Below are 17343 nucleotides of genomic sequence, written 5' to 3' on the forward strand. Positions count from 1 at the left end.
TTGCTCCTCTTATTCTGCCTCGTTTTTGAATTGACTCGTGTACAAATCGTAATAAAATCCTTTTCTTTCCAACAATTCTGCGTGTTTGCCATGTTCGATTATTTCGCCTTGATCCATGACGAGAATCAAATCGGCGTCGCGGATGGTGGAAAGCCGGTGCGCAATCACAAAACTGGTCCTGCCTTGCATGATGCGTTTCATCGCTTTTTGGATTAAAGCTTCCAGTCTAGTATCTACGGAACTTGTCGCTTCGTCAAGTATTAAGATTTTAGGATCCGCGATGAAGGCACGGGCGATCGTCAGCAATTGTTTTTGCCCCAAGGAAATATTGGAGGCCTCCTGGTTTATGACCGTATCGTAGCCTGCACCCAAAGTCTGGATGAAGTGATGAACATTGGCTGTGGTCGCCGCGTCCACTACTTCTTCGAAGGTAGCGTCCAGTTTTCCGAAGCGGATATTCCCTGTGATCGTGTCCTTATAAAGCCATGCGTCCTGCAGCACCATGCCGAATTGGGAACGCAAGTCAGCGCGGGTCAGTTCTTTCGTGTCATAACCATCTATTTTGATGGCGCCCGAATCCACCTCATAGAAGCGCATCAGGAGATTGATCATCGTAGTTTTGCCGGCGCCTGTCGGACCGACGATAGCTACTGTTTCCCCGCTTTTTACGTCGATGTTGAAATTTTTGATCAGCGGATCTTCTTTGTCATAGCTGAAGGAGACATTTTCAAAAGTGACATCGCCGCGGATTTCCTTCGGCAAACTCATTTTCACTTCTGCTTGCACCTCTTCTTCTTGATCAAGGAGATCGAAGACGCGCTGAATGGAAGAAGCAGCCGATTGGATGATGGCCGATAATTGTGTGATCGTCGAGATTGGCTGGTTCACTTGCCAGACGTACTGCACCATAGCCTGCACATTACCGATCGTCATCGATCCAGCCATCGCTTGCAGAATACCGAGCACAGCTATGATGATATAGGAAGCATTGGTGACGAGTGCCACAGCCGGTGACAGCAATCCGGAAATGAAAGCCGCCTTGAAACCATTCTTTGTCAGGGATTCATTGATGGAATGAAACTCATCGAAAGCATCCGCTTCTTTGCCGTAAAGCTTGATGATGGAGAAGCCGGTCAGCGATTCCTGGACAAACCCGTTCAGCTGTCCGAGATATTTCGCTTGCCCACGGAAATACGGCTGCGACAGCAGCGTGATCTTTTTGGAAAGGATGGTGGCCAACGGAATTAGCACGACCATGGTGAGAGCCAGCTTCCAACTGATTGCGAACATCATGATGAGCGCAAATGTGATTCCCAAAACGGCATTCAGCACCTGAAGCAACGATTGCTGCAGCGCATTGCCGATGGAATCGACATCGTTCGTCACTTTGCTCAGAATGTCGCCGAATTGGTTGCGGTCAAAGTAGGCAATCGGCAGCCTGTTCAATTTGTCGCTCAGATCCTTGCGCAAATCACGCATGGCATCCTGGACGACATCCGTCATGAACAATTGCGAATAGAGATTCGTAGCTTGGAAAAGCAATGCCCGAACAAAATAGATGACCAGCACTTGCGACAAGTAATTGTAATTGATGCCGGCACCTTCCACGCCTTTCAACATATCCGAAACATTTCTGCCGATTTCCGTGATGGCAAATCCGATGATGAAAGGCTCAAGTACATTCAGTATCGTCATCGCTATGGTCAAGAGGATGGAGCCGAAGAACTTCAGTTTGTAAAATTTGAGGTAATCCCATACCCGGAGCAACGTTTTTTTGTCCACTTTTTTCATGCGAGTTCCTCCTTGCTCATTTGCGAGGATGCTATATCATAATAGATTTCACAATTCTGCAACAGGTATTTGTGGGTCCCCTGACCGACGACCTCACCTTCATTCATTACAATGATCTTATCTGCATGCATGATCGTACTGACGCGCTGGGCCACAATGATGACTGTCGCTTTTCCGGTCTCTTTTTTGAGCCGCGCGCGCAAAGTCGCATCCGTCTTGTAATCCAAGGCCGAGAAACTGTCATCGAAAATATAGATATCCGGTTTGCGGACGATTGCCCGGGCAATGGATAACCGCTGCTTTTGCCCGCCGGAAAGATTGCTTCCGCCTTCTGCCAAATGTTCATCGAAACGTTTTGGTTTGCGCGCTATGAATTCCTTGGCTTGGGAAATATCGGAGGCTTCTTCGATTTCTTTTTTCGAGGCATCCCATTTCCCGTAACGAAGATTTTCGGAGATCGTTCCGGTGAAAAGCAAGGCTTTCTGAGGAATAAAGCCGATTTTCTTGCGCAAAGCTTTCAGATTATAATCGCGCACGTCATGCCCATCGATCAGGATGCGCCCTTTTGTGACATCATAAAAACGCGGAATCAATTGGATTAGCGTTGATTTGCCGCTCCCTGTGCTGCCGATGAAGGCGATCGTTTGTCCCGGTTCAGCCGAAAAGGAAATATCCTTGATCACCGGAGTATCTGTGTTCCCAGGATACGCAAAACTGACATCTTCAAACGTCAGATAACCATGCGTCAGTGTTTCCGTGATCCCCTCTTCGTTCGGGGAAATGCTGCTGGTTGTGGCCAACACTTCCTGGATCCGCTTCGCGGAAACCGATGCCCGCGGGTACATCATGAAGACGACCGCAAAATTCAGAAACGAGAACAAGGCATGGAAACTGTATTCGATGAAAGCCGTCATGTCCCCTAATTGAAGACTGCCCCCTTCGATCTGTTCGGAACCAAACCACATGATGGCGATGATGATCAGATTGATGACATGTGAAAATACAGGTTGATTCCAGGCCATCAGGCGGAACAGTTTTTTTGAAACCACGCTGTAGGCGTTATTGACTCCCTCAAACCGTTGAGCTTGAAAAGCCTCCTGGACAAACGCCCGGATGACACGCATGCCGGAAAGCGATTCCCTTAAATTCCCGTTGATGTCATCAAGATTTTGCTGTTGTGCCTCGGATAACGGTTGCGATTTTTTGCCGATCACGATGATCATCACAAGCAGTGCGGGAAAAGCCGGCAACAGGATAATCGATAAGTCCGGACTCGTGCGCGCTATCATAAACGCACTGGCGAACATCATGATGAAGGTCATCAACCCCATCCGCAGCAGCATCTGGGCGAATTGCATCAGAATGAAGGCGTCATTGGTGACACGCGTCACCAATGATGAAACGCCGATGCGATCATACTCTTCGTGGGAAAAAGTCTGGATATTTTGGTACATGTCATTGCGCATGTCCGCTACCATGTTGGTAGTGATTCTGCCGGTTGCATAGGCGACAATGATTCTTCCCACAAACCCGACCAAGGCCAAGCCGACCATGACCGCAGTCGCACGCAGAATATTCTCTTTTCCGCTGCCTGCAACCGTCTCATTGATCAGGCCCGCAAGCATCGTGGGCAATCCCAATTCCACAAGCACAAAGCCGAAAGCTCCCAACACATTTAATAAAAATAATTTGTTATACCGACTGATATAACGCCATATTAAAGACATTTCGATACACCTACCTTAATGGAAACAATTCGTCGGGTTTCTTCGGGGCAAAAAAAAAGAACGTTCTAATTTTTTCTCTCCAACCTTCCAACCCTTCTGTATCCAGTCTAGCCAATTGCTGTGTTTAAGTCTACAAAAATATTGATTGCTTTCGTTAAAAAAATCAAAAGAGAATTGCCTTACTTTTGGAAAGGCTTGCACCTCTGCAAAAATGATTTTACCAGTCATTTCTATACTAACTGCCTTAATTGTGGTAAACTTAGAGTACCGATTGTATGAAAAAATACAACTATTGACCAAGTTAACAAACTAAGATTGTAATTTTTAAGTACAGTACTATCAAAAACAAATAAGAAAAATGGAGTGAACTATATGATATTTAAAGTAACATACCAACCAGCAAAATTTGATGCACCTACCAGAGAGAACACGGAATCTCTTTACGTGGAGGCATCCGATCTCGTAACAGCCAGAAGATTAGTTGAACAAAATACCCCCTACAACATTGAATTCATCCAACCTTTGGAAGGCAGCCATTTAGAATACGAACAAAAAGATCCTAATTTTAAAATCACGGAGTTCAATGTATGAAACCTAACATAAAAAACAATGAAGTCGGTGTATTTGCCTTCGGGGGTTTAGGGGAAATCGGCAAAAACATGTACGGTATACAATTCCAGGATGAGATCATCATTCTTGATTCCGGGATCATGTTTCCGGAAGATGACTTGCTTGGCATTGATTATGTGATACCCGACTACAGTTACTTGGTGCAAAACCAATCCAAAATCAAAGGATTGTTCATTTCTCACGGACACGAAGATCACATCGGTGGTGTCCCGTTTCTTTTGAAAGAATTGAATGTCCCTATCTATGCTGGCAAACTGGCGCTCGCCATGATCCGCAACAAACTGGATGAGCACGGCTTGCTCAGGGATGCCATCCTGCACGAAATCAATGAAGATTCTATCATCAAATTCCGTAAAACCAGCATCAGCTTCTTCGGAACAACCCACAGCATACCGGACACCATGGGGATCGTGGTCAAGACTCCTCCAGGCAACGTTGTGTTTACAGGGGATTTCAAGTTCGATTTCACGCCTGCAAACGGCAAACCGGCAAATATCCATAAGATGGCTAAAATCGGGGAAGAAGGCGTCCTGTTGCTTATGAGCGACAGCACCAATGCAGAAACACCAACATTTACGCAATCAGAGCAAATTGTTGGTCAATCCCTTAAAAACATCATTCAAAAAGTTTCGGGAAGAATCATTTTTGCTTCCTTCTCGTCCAATATCTACAGATTGCAGCAAGTCACTGAAGTCGCGCTCGAAACGGACCGAAAAATCGCTATATTCGGCCGCAGCATGGAGACGAACTTCCGGACGGCCAGAGAATTGGGCTTCATCGTGGCTCCGGATGACCTGTTCATCGAAACACGCCAATTAAACAGCCTTCCTGCGGATAAAGTGCTGATCATGTGTACGGGTTCCCAAGGCGAACCGATGGCTGCATTGAGCCGTATCGCCAACGGTACACACAGACAGATTTCCATCCAACCGGGTGACACTGTGATTTTCTCAAGTTCACCGATTCCAGGCAACACAACCAGTGTCAACCGCGTCATCAACCTGCTGTTGGAGGCTGGGGCAGCCGTAGTTCACGGTAAAGTAAACAACGTCCACACCTCCGGACATGGTGGGCAGCAAGAGCAAAAACTGATGTTGACCCTGATGAAACCAAAATATTTCATGCCTGTCCACGGCGAGTACCGGATGCTGAAGATTCATACAGAATTGGCAGAGGCAGTCGGCATTCCAGCGGAAAACTGCTTCATCTCCGACAATGGCGATATCCTCGCTTTGACGGCGGATTCCGCAAGACGCGCCGGCAACTTCACGGCAGCTGACGTATATGTTGATGGAAAAGGCATCGGCGATATCGGAAACATCGTCCTGCGCGATCGTCGTGTCCTTTCTGAAGATGGACTTGTAGTCGTGGTATTGACCGTCGATTTCCGCAACAAAGATTTATTGGCAGGACCGGACATCCTTTCCCGCGGATTCATCTATATGCGCGAATCAGGCGATCTGATTAATGAGGCACAAGCAATCGTCCGCCAAGATGTTCTTTCTTTGTTGAAGGGCCCTGATGCGGTCACCGAGAAGAAATTGAAGGACACCGTCACGAATGCCATTCAGCCTTACCTATATGAAAAAACGAAACGTCGTCCGATGATTGTACCAGTCATTATGGGCGTCTGAAACTGTAAACCTGAACTGAACACAAAAAGAGGGCCTGGATCAAAAATCCAGCGCCCTCTTTTTATTTGTCCTCTTTATTTTGTGCGATGAAGTTATACTCCGGTTCGCGTTGCTTTTCATCGAAACCGACATGCAGATCATAGCCATTAAAGAACCAATCATCTGCATCCTCTACATAATATAAAATACCATTATACTCGGCTTTTCCGATCGGTGATACTGGCTCATCCACATCGAGCCCCACGGAGAACCCTTCATGTATTTGGCTATTGCCGTACACTTTCCCAAGGAAACGAACCCCTTTTTTGCCGGAAATGCCCATTTCCTGTTCAAACCACTTTTGTGCGCGTTCACTGATTTCTATTTTCATCTAGTCGCTGATCGGATGATCAGCCTGCCCCCCCTCACTACTCTCTATCATATTCATCTTATCATAAGGAAGCATCATTTTATAACACTTTGCTCACAGTCATTGAATCAGATGATGCTTGAATGCGTAAATCGTAGCTTGGGTCCTGTCATCCACTTCCAACTTTGTCAGAATGTTGGACACGTGCGTTTTGACTGTCTTCAGTGTGATGAACAGTTGGTCGGCAATATCCTGATTGGAATAGCCTTGCGCGATGAGCAGCAACACTTCCCGCTCTCTGGCGGTCAGCTCTTCATGCAACGGCCGGATATTCCTTTTCGAGAAGCGCTCCAGCATTTTATCGGTCACTTCCGGCTCCAGGACAGACTCGCCGTGGTAAGTGGAACGGATCGCGTCGGCAATTTCATGCGCTGAAGAGGTTTTCAGCATGTAACTGGAAGCCCCCGCCTCCAATGCCGGGTAAACCTTCTCGTCATCGATGAAACTGGTGACGATGATAATTTTCGCTTTGGGCCATTCATTCAATATCGCCTTCGTCGAGGCAATGCCGTCCATCACTTCCATGACCAGATCCATCAAAATGATGTCCGGTCGCAAATCCAGGGCCATTTCATAGCCGATCAAGCCGTTTTCCGCTTCCCCTATTACTTCAATGTCATCTTGGATGGACAAATAAGCCGAGTACCCCAGCCTCACCATCTCGTGATCGTCGATAATCAATACACGTATCAACCTGAACCCTCCTAAAGGAACTTTTTTCTGAAACTTCCGTCATCCTATTCAGCACTTGCGTCGTTTGTGTTCACATTTGTATTCGGGATGCGGATTTCGATCACGGTCCCTTTTTTGGGGAAACTGATGATCTTACAGCTCCCGCCCATCCCCTGCACGCGTTCTTTGATGTTCATCAGGCCATAGCTGCCGGATTTTTCGATTGAGGTATCGAAGCCGACGCCATCGTCGTAAACGCGAAGACTGATTTCCTGCAAAGTTTGTTTCAGGTACACTTCCAGATGGCTTGCCTTTGCATGCCTCAGGGTGTTCGAAAGCAGCTCCTGCACAATACGGAAAAAGTGATCCTCGATGCCGCTCATCGTGTGGACATCGTCGATTTCCCATTTAATCGCGATTTGGACTTTCGACTTCAATTCCACCAACAACTGTTCGATCCCTTTTTTCAGGGATTTGCCTTCGAGTTTGGTTGGACGAAGATGAAGGAGCAATGCTCGCATCTCCGACTGGGATTCGTTGATGATGCCTTCTATGAGACGCATCTGTTTCTGAATTTTTTCCGGAAAATCATCGGCTCGTTCATTGACCGCCGACAGCATCATCATTGCGGCAAAAAGTTGTTGACTGACGGAATCATGCAACTCCCTCGCGATCCGGTGTCTTTCCTGCTCGAGAATTTCTTCTTTTGTTTCATTGCCGACCTGCTGCGGATGTGCGCTCAGATGCTGCACTTCCCGGGACAGGCTGAGCATCTTTTTCCTGAGCATTTCGATTTCAAGGTGGATCGCGTTGCAATACTGATCCATAAATAATGATTTATCACGCTTTTTTGTGAATGCCGCATGCTCATAATTGCCGAGATAAAGCCAATGCAACTTGTCCTTGATACGATTTTCTTGATTTTTCAAATAAAAGTGGGCAATCCAAGTTACAACGATTGCAGCAAACAGCAGCAAGACGATGATGTAAAGGAATGCCGGCACATAAAAACGATCCACCTCGAGCAGTTCCTGATAACTTAAATAGGGCCTCAGGGCAAACAATACGCCTGCCGCGATAAAAGCAAAGACGCCAAGTATCGTGCCGAACAGAATCATAACCGTGCTTCTCCTCATAGGTAGATCACCTCCAAGTCACCCAGAAGGCTATTGGACACGATCTTGATCTTTCTGTTTGCCTCATCGTAATCCCGGCTGTATAATTTGACCGTTTCGTTGATCAGATCAAGTTCAGTTTCATTGAACATAAGCTGACCTCTGATGGTGGAATGATGGACAGCCACTCCGATTCCCAACGGTACGATCACCCTGGTCTTTCCGAATCCTTTGCGGATCAGAATGATATTTTCCTCTTTCGGCAATAACGTATTCCCCAAATCGATAATCGTATCCCCCATGAATACGGTCAGATTGACATCATCCCATTCGTAGACATCCGACCCGATACTGGTGTTTCCGATCCATTTCTGACGCTTTCTGGAACCGTTCCGCTGTTCCGGTTCTTTCGTTTTGACCGTACGGAACGCTTTTTCTTCCCAAGGAACGTCCACAAAAGTATCCAGCTTCAACTCAGACCAGATTCCTTTTCCATTGATGACAACGAACAGTATGAAAAGAATCAACATCAGCCACACCGAGAAAGTGGAGAGTATGCTCATGCCTACCATAAACCATCCGATCAACCCAAGAATCTGACGACGCTCGCCTTTTCCGGTGCCGAATTTGATGAATATCAGTCCGAACACAAAGACTAGCAGCAAATCTGTGTCCTGCACCAATTGAAACAGGACAGCCAACCCCAATAGGCCTTCAACGAGCATAAATAATTTCAAGGCTCCCTTTTTCATCCTAATCCCCTCCTTCCTCTTCGATGTTTCATACATTTCCGCTGAACGCTGACTTGCAGGCGCGGCAAACAGGAACATAAGTATCTGCTTCCATTATAGATTACCCGGACCGATTTGACAGTGCGCTAAGGGTGGAGAGTATGCTAGGACTAAAGTCGTACAGTCCAACTGATTGCATGTACTCTGTCATTATACCCGATGAGCCAAAAAGAAACATAAACAAATAGAGGATAGGACAAGAATCATTCCGAATGATTTTTGTCCTATCCTCTTCTTGAATGCTTTTTTTAAGCTTGTTCGATTCTGACGATTTTCACGTTCATATCGCCGCCCGGTGTGCCGATGGCGACTTCTGCTCCGATTTGCTTGCCCAACAAGGCTTTAGCGATCGGAGAATCGTTTGAAATTTTGCCTTCCAGCGGATCTGCTTCTGCACTGCCGACAATAGTGTACGTTTCTTCATCGCCATCCGGTAATTCTACGAATGTCACTTTCAGTCCAATCGAAACCACATTGCTGTCGACGTTTTGTACTTCAATGATTTCCGCAAAACGGATCATTTTTTCCAATGTTGTGATGCGGCCTTCGACGAAAGCTTGTTCGTCTTTTGCAGATTCATATTCCGAATTTTCGGATAGATCTCCATAGCTTCTGGCAATCTTGATGCGTTCAACGATTTCTCTTCTTTTGTTCACTTTTAAGTCTTCAAGTTCAGCTTCTAATTTGGCTTTACCTTCAGCTGTCATCGGATATGCTTTTTCAATCATAAGAAATATGCCCCTTTTAAGTAATGATTCAATATTCAATATGCAGCACAGGACTGCAGTTCCCTTTTTTTATTGATAGCTGTCCTCGAAAGCCAAACGGATCTGGGACAGGTAGCATGTCATCCAAAGAGAAATAATCATTTCCTGTGGCTCTACATCGTTTATTGGCTGCCTAATTAATAGTGAATTTAAAATACCATTTAATTCCAGTAAAAGCAATTATATTTTTAAAATATTACAGGTATCTATTATTATTCTGCATTTTCAGACAAAATTGAAGCAATTTTGGTGGTCATCAGATCGATTGCGACTTGATTTTGTCCACCTTCAGGAATGATGATATCCGCAAATTTTTTGGTTGGCTCGATGAACTGCTGATGCATCGGCTTGACCACTGTCAGATATTGGTGGATGACAGAATCAAGTGTCCGGCCTCTTGATTCCATGTCGCGTTTGATTCTTCGGATGATACGGATATCATCATCCGTGTCCACATAGACTTTGATGTCCATCAAATCGCGCAGGCGTTGATCCTCTAAAATCAGGATTCCCTCAACGATTATGACTTCTTTCGGCTCGCGATGGATCACTTTATCGCTGCGCGTGTGCTTGGAGTAGTCGTAAACAGGTTGCTCGACGCTCTCGTATTTTATCAATTTTTTAAGATCTTCGATGAACAGATCCGTATCAAACGCAAACGGATGATCATAGTTTGTTTTCAGGCGCTCCTCAAACGGCAGATCGCTTTGATCTTTGTAATAAAAATCCTGTTCCAGCAGCAAAATGGAAACATCGGTAAACTTGTCTAAGATTGCCCGGCTGACACTGGTTTTCCCGCTTCCCGATCCCCCTGTCACCCCAATAACGATAGGTTTTTTCACTGGTGTATTCTTCCTCTCTTCATGCAGCTCGCTTTATTCGTCTTATTCGCTGTCTACGTATTGGCTTTGCAATTGCAAATGTTCTTCATATGTTTCGGAAAAATAAACGATGCCTGTTGTTGTGTCCGCAACGAAATACAGATAGTTCGTATCAGCTGGTGACAGAGTCGCTTGAATGGATCCTTCGCTTGGGCTATTGAATGGCCCAGGCCCCATGCCTGTGTTTCTGTACAGGTTATACGGTGAATCTATTTCAAGATCCTCGAAAGTCACTAATTCCTTATGCTCATTCAGCGCATACAAAATACTGATGTCCGATTGGATCGGCATATCGATTTCCAGACGATTAAAGAATACGCCGGCAATGTTCGCACGATCTTCCGGAGTAACGCCTTCTTTTTCGACTAGTGAAGCAATCGTCAGAATTTCATGAAGGGTATGGCCAGAAGAAGCAATCTGTTCTGCATAGGGCGTGAGCACTTCATTCGTCTTCTGCAACATCTGTAAAACCACTTCATCCAAACTATTTCCGGTCATATAATCATAAGTCGCCGGATAGAGGTATCCTTCCAAACGATAACGCGTATCGGTGCGTTGGGATGCTTCAGTCAAAATATCAGGGTACTGCGCAGCCGCATTCGTCAGGAATTCCGGTTCATTCACTTTCGCCAAAAATTCATCAGTTGTGAAATCCGTCTTCTCTTCGACTTCCGCTGCGATTTCTTCGATCGTATTGCCTTCTCTTACGATAATTTTGTGATCGCTCGATTGCGGCACCGGACTTCCGCCCGCTTGAAGCGTCGCAATGATGTCGTCCAAGCTCATGGAAGGCGATAATTCATAAAAGCCTGCTTGGAAATCAGAAACATTTTGCGTCTTGATGTAGTAATTGAAGATGGTCGCGTTTTTGATGACGTTGCCTTCTTCCAACAGTTGGGTGATCCCTTTTGTGGACGTCCCTATCGGAATTTCCACTTCGACGACTTCCGTACTTTCTGGCTCCAATGGCTGAAGTGCGTCTGTTATATATTTGTAGCCGGCAAAACCAACGATGACTCCTAACAGGATTCCTATCGTTACGATTGCAAAAATAATTTTCCGCACGAGTGACCGTTCTTTTTTGCGTATTTTCATTTTGTCTACGGCTTCTTTCTCCAACGTAGGCCGAATGAGTTTTTGTTGCTCTTGAGGTTCTTGCTGATTATTTTGTGACAAAGACGAGGCCTCCTAACTTGAGTATATGGCTATTTGTGGACTATTAGCCATTCGACTTCCGTAATTATACACGAAAACCCTTATAAATTGAATCTTTTTCGTTATTTGCATAGACATATGGAGCACCTTGGACAGTTTTCTCATCATTTTATCAGGGCGGGTCCGGTTCGATGCCAAAAGCTCGAAAAAGCAACGCAGCAACCGCAAAACAAAAGAGGACCCAGACAAGAGTTGTCCCGATCCTCCTTATTATCCTTACAAGTCGCTTACAAATTTATTGAAGGTCTTCGTCTTCCATAAATGTGTTCAGCACTTCTTCGATCATATCCCATTCTTCATCCGATTCGATCGGCTCTAAATCGCCTTCTCCGCCATCTTCGGTTTCAACATAGGAATAAGCCTGCAATTCGATTTCTTCTCCTTCAGGAGCTCCTGCCGGGTAAACCAGCACGTAAGACTTCCCGAAATCTTCTGATTCGAAAGTGAATAAAATTTCGAATAACTCTTCATTTCCGTTCTCATCCACGATTGTGATGTGCTCGTGGCTATCTTCGTGATCGTGGTCGTGATTGTGGTCATGATCGTGATCGTGATTATGTTCAGTCATGGTATGCACCTCTTTATCTAATTATTGTTTTTATCGTTCAAACAAAGGATATTGTAACGCAAACAGGGCAAAAAAACCACTCTCTTTACTGGCTGTCCAAATAATTCTGAAGAAGTATGACAGCAGCAAGTTTGTCGATAACCTTTTTCCGTTTTTTGCGGGAAACATTTCCTTCATTGATCAACATTTTTTCTGCTTGCACAGTGGTAAGTCTTTCATCAACGTAATCGACCGGCAAACCCAGCTCTTTTTCAAGCAAATTTCCATAGGCGATGGAAGCCTCCGCCCGGAAACCAATGCTGTTGTCCATATTTTTTGGCAAACCGAGTACAAACTTCTCAACTTCATACTCCTTAACCAATTCGGCAATCCGTTCAAGACCAAATATTCCGTTGACTTCGTCGATTTTGACGATTTCTATCCCCTGCGCCGTCCATCCCATCGGATCGCTGATGGCTACTCCTACCGTTTTGGACCCGACATCCAAGCCCATGAGCCTCATTGGATGATTCTGCCTGTTCCAGAAAGATAGCTTTTCACTAATTCCTCCATTATTTCATCACGTTCGTGACGGCGGATCAGGTTTCTGGCATCGTTATGACGCGGGATATAAGCTGGATCGCCAGAAAGTAGGTAGCCCACAATCTGGTTGATAGGGTTGTATCCTTTTTCTTCCAATGCGTCATAAACAAGGGCTAATGTCTCTTGGATATTCTTTTTCAGATTATCATCAAAATTGAATAACATCGTTTCATCTTTCGAACTCATAGCGACACCCCAGTTTTCTTTAGTATATTTACCATTTTACAAGAAATGACTAAAAACTACAACAAAGAAATGCCATTGCCCTTCTGCAGAGCGGCATAGCGCCTTGTCTCATTTCCCTCCTGTTTGTATATTCCGCATTTTGTCGGAAGCGGATCGAGTTAAAAAAAAGCAGGGGCAGACATCTTTTTTTGGATGCCTGCCCCTGGGAAAGGACGCTTATTTTGTGTTTTCAGCGATCCAGGCCGCAACGTGTTTCAGAGCATCCGGGATGCCCGCTGGGTTATTGCCGCCTGCTTGTGCCATATCCGGACGTCCGCCGCCTTTGCCTCCAGCAAATGGAGCAAGCGTCTTGATCAGATCGCCGGCTTTCAGGCCCTGCTCCAATTTCTCTTGGGAAACGGCAGCCAGCATATTGACTTTGCCGTCTGTAGCCGAAGCTGCCACGAAGAGATCAGAGACTGCCTTTTGACGCCATTGGTCAGCCAATTGACGCAAAGCATTCATGTCCTGATTCTTCGTTTCATAGGTGATGTACGTGACGCCGTTGACGGTCTCCACGTTTTCGAAGAGATCTTTGGCTTCGGCATTCATGATTTTGGCTTTCAAGGACTCATTTTCGCCTTGCATTTCCTTCATTTCTTGCTTGAGCTGATTGATTTTACCGGCAACTTCTTTTGTTTGTTGGGCCTTCACAAGCTGTGCCGCCTCGCTCAATTCAGCTTCTTTTGTACGGAAATACTGGTAAGCTGCCTGGCCGGTCACTGCTTCGATGCGTCGAACGCCTGCACCGATGCCGGATTCCGACAAAATCTTGAAGACGCCGATGTCCTGCGAATTTTGTACATGAACCCCGCCGCATAGTTCGACAGAGTAGCCACCGACAGCAACGACTCGGACTTCTTTGCCGTATTTTTCACCGAACAAAGCCATGGCGCCCATTTCTTTCGCTTTATCGACGGTTGTTTCGACCGTTACGACAGGCAATGCTTCCCAAATCTTTTCATTCACGATTTCTTCCATCCGCACTAGCTCTTCTGCTGTGACTTGGCCGAAATGGGTGAAGTCAAAACGAAGTTGATTCGGATTCACAAGCGAACCGGCTTGATTGGCATGATTCCCCAAAACATCCTTCAGCGCTTGGTGCAACAGATGCGTCGCCGTATGGTTCTTGGTGATGCTTCTTCTGCGCGCTTCATCCACGTGCAGGACATAGCTTTCGTTCGAATGGATTTCCGTCAGGACACGCGCAATGTGCATCGTTTGGCCATTAGGGGCGCGTTTGACGTCTTCGATTTCTGCGATCACTTCACCCGCTTCGGTTTCGATCGTTCCTTTGTCCGCAACCTGTCCACCCATTTCTGCATAAAACGGTGTTTCGCGGAAAATGATCTGAACGCGATCATCTGCAGCTGCTTTTTCGACGATTTCGTCATCCGCAACCATCACTGAAAGCTCGGACGAAATTTTTGTTTGTGCATATCCGGAAAACGTGCTTGGAACCAGTACTTCAGCCCAGACCGGGGATTGCACGGAGAAGGAGTCTTCCACTTGCCTTGCTGCACGGGCGCGGTTACGTTGTTCCTGCATCTCTTGGTTGAACCCTGTTGTATCGACTGTGAAGCCTTTTTCTTCGGCATATTCGCTAGTCAATTCCAACGGAAAGCCGTATGTATCATACAGTTTGAAGGCATTCTTACCGTTTACGGCAGTTTCGCCCTTTTCGTTCATCTCTTCAAAGACGCTGTTCAGGATGTCCATCCCTTCGTGGATCGTTTCCTGAAACCGTTGCTCTTCATTTGTGATGACTTTGATGATGAAATCTTGGTCCGCTTTGACTTCAGGATAATAAGATTCCATGATAGCTGCGACAACCGGAACCAATTCGTTCAGGAACAGTTTTTCGATGCCCAATTTTTGGCCATGCATGACGGAGCGGCGGATCAAACGACGCAAAATGTAGCCGCGGCCTTCATTTGATGGCAAGGCACGGTCTCCGATCGCGAAGCTGACGGCGCGGACGTGATCAGCGATGACTTTGAAGGAAATATCCAATGTTTTGTTTTCGCCGTATTTCTTGCCGTCGCTCAGTGTTTCGATTTTTTCGATGATCGGCATGAACAGATCCGTTTCGAAGTTGGTCGGTGTGTTTTGGACTACGCTCGTGACACGTTCCAGACCCATCCCCGTATCGACGTTCTTGTGCGGCAGCGGCTCATAGGTGCCGTCCGGCTTGTGGTTAAATTCGGAGAACACAAGGTTCCAGATTTCAAGGTAGCGTTCATTTTCACCGCCCGGATACATTTCAGGGTCTCCGTCAGGCAAATCCTGGAAGGCTGGTCCGCGGTCATAGAAAATTTCTGTATCCGGTCCGCACGGGCCTGCCCCGATATCCCAGAAGTTGTCCGCGATCGGAACGATATGATCTTCCGGCAAACCGACTTTTTCCTGCCAAATGCGTTTTGTGTCCGTGTCTTCCGGATAATAAGTGACGTAGAGCAGCTCCGGATCGAACGCCAGCCATTTTTCATCCGTCAGGAATTCCCAAGCCCAAGGGATGGCTTCTTCCTTGAAGTAGTCCCCGATCGAAAAATTCCCCAACATTTCGAATAAAGTGTGGTGTCTTGCCGTCACGCCGACATTTTCGATATCGTTTGTGCGGATGCTTTTTTGAGCATTGGTGATGCGCGGATTTTCAGGGATCAACGTGCCATCAAAATATTTTTTCAATGTCGCTACGCCTGAGTTGATCCATAATAAGGTAGGGTCGTTGACCGGTACCAGCGAAGCGCTCGGTTCCACTTTTGACCCTTTCGTTGCCCAAAAATCAAGATACATTTGACGGATGTCACTGCTTTTCAGATTCTTCATTATTACCTTCCTTTTCTCTTCATTTATTTTTGGAGTGGATAAAATAAAAAACACCCCACTGCATACAAGGACGAATTACGCGGTACCACCTTGTTTGCAATGAAATGTTTTGATCATTCATTACCTCTCGGATCCGTTAACGCTGGAAGCGATAGTATTTCTACTATATTCACGCAAAGGGAGCATAAACGGATGTGTTTCCTTTCACCAAACGGAAACTCTCTTTTGTTATCCATTCCCATATCCTCTGCTTCAATCAAAAACTAGTATAACCAAAATTGAGTAAGCATGCAAGCAGTTCTTAAGAAAAGCGGATCCGATCACATTTCTATGCGGATGGAACGTCTTGCGCAGTAATATCCGGGTGACAATGGCTCTTGCTGCTTCGCTTTCAAAGCATCGGCATGGTTTTCATAATAGGTAGCGTAAGGCAGGAGTTTCTCCAGTATATTCTCGGCTTGAATGAAAATCCAGCCGCCTTTGGCCAACAGCCTGTCTTCGACGAGTTCCGGTCCCCAGCCCATGTTCGCGATTTCCAGACCGAACATGTTTTTTTTGTAGAGGTAGCTTTCATCCGGTTCGAACAGGTTGCGATGCAACTGATTGCCCCAACGGAAAAGCCTGCGTGTGGATGCGCCGCAGCAATATTCCCATTCATCGCTGGACAACAGCCCCATGCCATCTTTCTCCAATTGCTTGCGCATTTCTGCATACGTTGTCTGGTAAGGCGCGTATACGGTGTACGTATCCAAATCTTCATTCTGCCGCAGAAAGAAGGCATCGTTTTGGACCAGATGCGCCGGAAAATCCGCAAATACCGAGGATCCGTTTGCGCTCGGCATCAAGGCCTGATGAATGTCCTTCTCGTGTATGCTGAACCAATCGGCCTGCCCTTCAAATTTCCCGTTTATGACTGCATAATTCCCGACTTTCGTCATTCCCACATAAGTCGGACTGACTTCCACCAATAACGGAGGGATTTCTGTCGTCCGGAGCTGCGACATCTGGCTGTTGACCAATTCATCCAATTCCTCCAACGAATGGATCGGTTCGATTTTCTTCTTCATCCAATGGTCGTCATGCAAAAACTCAGCGCCTTGAACAGATAGTTTCAGGCAATTTTCGATGGCGAGGTACATCTCTTTTCTGTCGGAGCTGATGTCCAATGGGTCCAGACCGTTGATTCCGCTGTCCCAACCGAGGACGGCCTCCTTGTGCCCGGGCACAAAAACAAACGGTGCGCCGTTGATGTCCACTGTAAACGTCTCGGTCTTGATTCCGCCCATCTGGTAATACGCCGGACGGATATCCGCGACAGGCAACAGGGGATTCACAAAATAACGGACAACGCTGCTGGCCAGAACCAGCTTGTGCTCCATCGGGATGTTCTTCCAGTTCGGATTCATCAATTGATCAAATAGTTCCATGATACCACTCTCTTCTTGTAGCTGTATTTGGAAAACCAGTAAATTGCTTTACTGTCAGTATAGCAGAATATTGAGGCGGC

At 46.2% G+C, this 17343-nt stretch carries 16 protein-coding genes; 2 read left to right on the forward strand and 14 right to left on the reverse strand.

The genetic code is table 11. The features are described from left to right. Positions 1-9: 9 nt before the first annotated feature. A complete protein-coding gene (locus PH235_RS02515) occupies positions 10-1791 on the reverse strand; it encodes an ABC transporter ATP-binding protein (protein WP_272160878.1) in 1782 nt (593 codons plus the stop codon). Next, positions 1788-3518 (reverse strand): ABC transporter ATP-binding protein, encoded by a 1731-nt coding sequence (locus PH235_RS02520; RefSeq protein ID WP_272160879.1) that lies wholly within the window; start codon positions 3516-3518, stop codon positions 1788-1790. Before PH235_RS02520 ends, PH235_RS02515 begins: the two co-directional genes overlap by 4 nt. A gap of 372 nt (positions 3519-3890) precedes the next feature. On the opposite strand from PH235_RS02520, the gene PH235_RS02525 reads away from it, so the two are divergent. Together PH235_RS02525 and rnjA are read left to right on the forward strand one after the other, a co-directional pair. Beyond that, on the forward strand, positions 3891-4109 hold the full coding sequence (locus PH235_RS02525; protein ID WP_272160881.1) for a DNA-directed RNA polymerase subunit epsilon: 219 nt from the start codon (positions 3891-3893) through the stop codon (positions 4107-4109). Continuing rightward, positions 4106-5782 (forward strand): ribonuclease J1, encoded by a 1677-nt coding sequence (gene rnjA / locus PH235_RS02530; RefSeq protein WP_272160883.1) that lies wholly within the window; start codon positions 4106-4108, stop codon positions 5780-5782. Before PH235_RS02525 ends, rnjA begins: the two co-directional genes overlap by 4 nt. A gap of 61 nt (positions 5783-5843) precedes the next feature. Here the strand turns inward: rnjA and PH235_RS02535 are convergent, their stop codons facing one another. From PH235_RS02535 to PH235_RS02590, 12 genes are all read right to left on the reverse strand, one after another. Continuing rightward, positions 5844-6152, reverse strand: coding sequence for a HesB/YadR/YfhF family protein (locus PH235_RS02535; protein ID WP_272160885.1), 309 nt, complete (start codon positions 6150-6152; stop codon positions 5844-5846). Between the two features lie 99 nt (positions 6153-6251). Further along, positions 6252-6884, reverse strand: a complete 633-nt coding sequence (locus PH235_RS02540) for a response regulator transcription factor (protein WP_086985367.1) — start codon at positions 6882-6884, stop codon at positions 6252-6254. Positions 6885-6928: 44 nt separating this feature from the next. Next, the gene (locus PH235_RS02545) at positions 6929-7999 is read right to left on the reverse strand and encodes a sensor histidine kinase (protein WP_272160886.1); all 1071 of its coding nucleotides are present in this window, start codon (positions 7997-7999) and stop codon (positions 6929-6931) included. Continuing rightward, complete coding sequence (liaF, locus tag PH235_RS02550; RefSeq protein WP_272160887.1) at positions 7996-8730, reverse strand: cell wall-active antibiotics response protein LiaF; 735 nt, start codon at positions 8728-8730, stop codon at positions 7996-7998. The genes PH235_RS02545 and liaF overlap by 4 nt, the downstream gene beginning before the upstream one ends. A gap of 287 nt (positions 8731-9017) precedes the next feature. After that, complete coding sequence (greA, locus tag PH235_RS02555) at positions 9018-9497, reverse strand: transcription elongation factor GreA (RefSeq protein ID WP_086628273.1); 480 nt, start codon at positions 9495-9497, stop codon at positions 9018-9020. 251 nt (positions 9498-9748) lie between these two features. Next, positions 9749-10378 (reverse strand): uridine kinase, encoded by a 630-nt coding sequence (udk, locus tag PH235_RS02560; RefSeq protein WP_106448777.1) that lies wholly within the window; start codon positions 10376-10378, stop codon positions 9749-9751. A gap of 42 nt (positions 10379-10420) precedes the next feature. After that, the gene (gene mltG / locus PH235_RS02565; RefSeq protein ID WP_272160889.1) at positions 10421-11593 is read right to left on the reverse strand and encodes an endolytic transglycosylase MltG; all 1173 of its coding nucleotides are present in this window, start codon (positions 11591-11593) and stop codon (positions 10421-10423) included. Between the two features lie 274 nt (positions 11594-11867). Continuing rightward, entirely contained in the window at positions 11868-12200 is a 333-nt protein-coding gene (locus PH235_RS02570) for a DUF1292 domain-containing protein (RefSeq protein WP_272160890.1), read from the reverse strand. An 85-nt stretch (positions 12201-12285) separates the two neighbouring features. Continuing rightward, the gene (gene ruvX, locus PH235_RS02575; protein ID WP_272160891.1) at positions 12286-12702 is read right to left on the reverse strand and encodes a Holliday junction resolvase RuvX; all 417 of its coding nucleotides are present in this window, start codon (positions 12700-12702) and stop codon (positions 12286-12288) included. Next, on the reverse strand, positions 12699-12968 hold the full coding sequence (locus PH235_RS02580; protein WP_086628278.1) for an IreB family regulatory phosphoprotein: 270 nt from the start codon (positions 12966-12968) through the stop codon (positions 12699-12701). The genes ruvX and PH235_RS02580 overlap by 4 nt, the downstream gene beginning before the upstream one ends. A 216-nt stretch (positions 12969-13184) precedes the next feature. Further along, a complete protein-coding gene (gene alaS, locus PH235_RS02585; RefSeq protein WP_272160892.1) occupies positions 13185-15836 on the reverse strand; it encodes an alanine--tRNA ligase in 2652 nt (883 codons plus the stop codon). A 320-nt stretch (positions 15837-16156) separates the two neighbouring features. After that, a complete protein-coding gene (locus PH235_RS02590; protein ID WP_272160894.1) occupies positions 16157-17263 on the reverse strand; it encodes a DUF7278 family profilin-like fold-containing protein in 1107 nt (368 codons plus the stop codon). Positions 17264-17343: the final 80 nt, after the last annotated feature.

Origin of the sequence: Trichococcus sp. K1Tr (assembly GCF_028309625.1) — a bacterium.
Lineage (GTDB): Bacteria > Bacillota > Bacilli > Lactobacillales > Aerococcaceae > Trichococcus.